The 2,753-nt window shown below is 44.9% G+C and carries 3 protein-coding genes; all 3 read left to right on the plus strand.

Features of this window, described 5'->3' with window-relative positions; genetic code table 11:
- The coding region (locus QAS77_RS11405; protein WP_305065671.1) for a U32 family peptidase at positions 1–492 on the plus strand (492 nt) is incomplete at its 5' end.
- A gap of 82 nt (positions 493–574) precedes the next feature.
- Positions 575–1,006, plus strand: coding sequence for a nucleoside deaminase (locus QAS77_RS11410; protein ID WP_250867859.1), 432 nt, complete (start codon positions 575–577; stop codon positions 1,004–1,006).
- Between the two features lie 238 nt (positions 1,007–1,244).
- On the plus strand, positions 1,245–2,753 hold a 1,509-nt coding region (locus QAS77_RS11415), incomplete at its 3' end, for a DNA topoisomerase VI subunit B (protein WP_305065674.1).

Raw genomic sequence — 2,753 nt, forward strand, 5'->3', positions numbered from 1 at the left:
TTCAAGGTCGAAGGCAGGTTGAAGGATGCGAGATACACGTCTATTGTATCCCGCTGTTATCGTGAAGCTCTCGATTCCTATTGTGATGGTTCGTACACAATTGAAAAAGCAAGGTCATGGAAAGAAGAGCTGGCTTCGGTCTTTAACCGTGGCTTTTCCACAGGGTTCTACTTCGGGGTACCCGGTCCGGATGGTATTTCCATCGAATCTGATATGAACGTATCAACTACCAAAAGACATGCTGTAGGGGTGGTTACCAATTATTACAGGAAGAGCGGGGCGGCGGAAGTAAAGCTTCTCGAAACGGGTATCGCCGTTGGGGACCACATTATCATCGAAGGCAAAAGTACATACTTTGAACAGGATGTCACTGAAATAAGGTCGGATGAAGGTTCTGTCCTATCTGCATCCTCAGGGGATGTCGTGGGAATTGCTGTCAAGGATAAGGTGCGTGAAAATGACAGGGTCTACAGGTTGGAGATCCCGGAATGAATCATTTTTTTCAAAACATTTATAATCTTTAATATATTTATACTTATTAATATTTCCATTTGAATTCTCGGGGTGTAAAGATATGGATGAATTTATGCAGGTAGCAATAGATGAAGCGAGATCGGGACTTAACAGTGGTGGAATTCCCATTGGTTCGGTTCTTGTAAGGGATGATCTAATTATTGGCAAGGGTCACAATTTACGTGTCCAACAGGATGATCCAATGGCACATGCTGAAATTTCATGCCTAAGGGATGCCGGACGGGTTGGGAGCTATCGTGATTCAATTCTTTATTCCACTTTGATGCCCTGCTATCTTTGTGCCGGTGCTGTGGTACAATTTGGCATAAAAAAGGTAATTGTTGGCGAATCCAGGACCTTCTCAGGAGCAAGGGAATTTATGGAATCCCATGGAGTTGAAGTGGTCGACCTTGACCTTGATGAATGTGTAGCAATGATGGATGATTTTATCAGTAAAGATCCGGAACTCTGGAACGAAGATATTGGAAAATGATCTTAACATGATCTACTATGGTGTTCGGTGTAGTATCCTGCCCCGGTATGTCATTTCGTGGATCCGTTTCGCAGAGATCTATCGCAGTGATCATGCTGAAATTTAAAATGGCTGCAAACGAATAAATATCTTGCATCCTATTTTTTAATGATCACAGTCAATAGCTCCTGATATCTCTATCAGAAAATGTATAGTCGTTGTTTCAACCAAATTTTTAGTAATGTAGGATGAGTATTATATGGCAGCCCCAATTGCAGAAGAACTTGCAAAAAAGCAGCAAGCAATAAGTGTTGCAGAATTCTTTGAGAAGAACCGGCAGATCCTTGGTTTTGACTCTGCTCCGCGTAGTCTGATAACTACCGTAAAGGAAGCAGTGGACAATTCCCTTGATGCATGTGAGGAAGCAGAGATACTTCCTGACATCTTGCTTCATATCGAGCGTGTCGGAAAGGATAATGTAAGTGTGATAGTAGAGGACAATGGTCCGGGTATCGTTAAAGAGCAAATACCCAAGGTGTTTGCCAAGTTGCTCTATGGCTCACGTTTCCATGCACTGAAACAAAGCCGTGGACAACAGGGTATTGGTATTTCAGCTTCTGTCCTTTATGCACAGTTGACAGCAGGTCATCCAACAAGTGTCATTTCCAAGATCGGTCCAGACTCCCCTGCGCATCACTATGAAGTAATGATAAACACCAGTACCAATGACCCTGAGATCCTTCTTGATGAGGTGATCGACTGGGATAGGCCGCATGGTACTCGTGTGGAGCTGGAAATGGAAGCGTCTTATGTAAAGGGACGCAGACAGTCCATCTATGAATATCTGAAGGCAACTGCTATCGTTAATCCTCATGCACGGCTCACTTTGATAGAGCCGGATGGCAATGAGGTCATATTTGATAGGGCTACCGACAAGCTTCCAATACCTGCAAAGGAAATATTGCCGCATCCTCATGGAATTGAGCTTGGTACTCTCATGAAGATGCTGCGCTATACTGACCGCCAGAAATTAGCTCCGTTCCTACGCTATTCGTTCTCAAAGATCGGTCTGCTTACAGCCGAGGAGATCTGCAAGGCAGCGGGACTTGATACGGAGATGTTGCCTTCGGAGCTTACAAGGGACCAGACGAAGAAATTGCTGGATGCCTTCAAAAAAGTGAAGATAATGGCGCCACCGACGGATTGTCTTTCTCCTATTGGTGAAGAACTCATCTACAAAGGTCTTGAAAAGGAGTTCAATGTCGATTTTATTGCCACGACCACTCGTAGCCCTTCTGTCTTTTCAGGCAATCCTTTCGTTGTGGAGGTTGGTATCGCATACGGTGGCGTTCTCCAGAAAGATGACCGCATTGATATCATGAGATTTGCAAACCGTGTTCCTTTGCTGTATCAGCAGGGAGGATGTGCCTCAACTCATGCTGTCGAAGGGATCAAATGGAAACAGTATGGTCTGAACCAGCCCGGAGGCGGAATGCCAACAGGTCCGGTGGTTCTGCTTGTCCATGTGGCTTCTACGAACGTACCGTTCACATCAGAATCCAAGGATGCCATTGCTGATATTCCTGAGATCAGGGATGAGGTGGAGCTTGCAATTAAAGAGGTCTCGAGGAAGATGAACCGTTATCTGAATCGACAGGTCTCACTTAAGAAAAGGCGTGAGAAGGAGATCATCATTACTAAGGTATTGCCTAAGATGGCCCAGAAACTTGCGGATACACTTGAGCGTGATCTCCCGGACATCAATCCG

The sequence above is a fragment of the Methanococcoides sp. genome (genome assembly GCF_030594565.1).
GTDB classification, from domain to species: Archaea; Halobacteriota; Methanosarcinia; order Methanosarcinales; family Methanosarcinaceae; genus Methanococcoides; species Methanococcoides seepicolus.

What these genes read in the sequence shown, in the direction of transcription:
- QAS77_RS11410 (WP_250867859.1), top strand. Translation starts at nt 575, where the DNA reads ATGGATGAATTTATGCAGGTAGCAATAGATGAAGCGAGATCGGGACTT.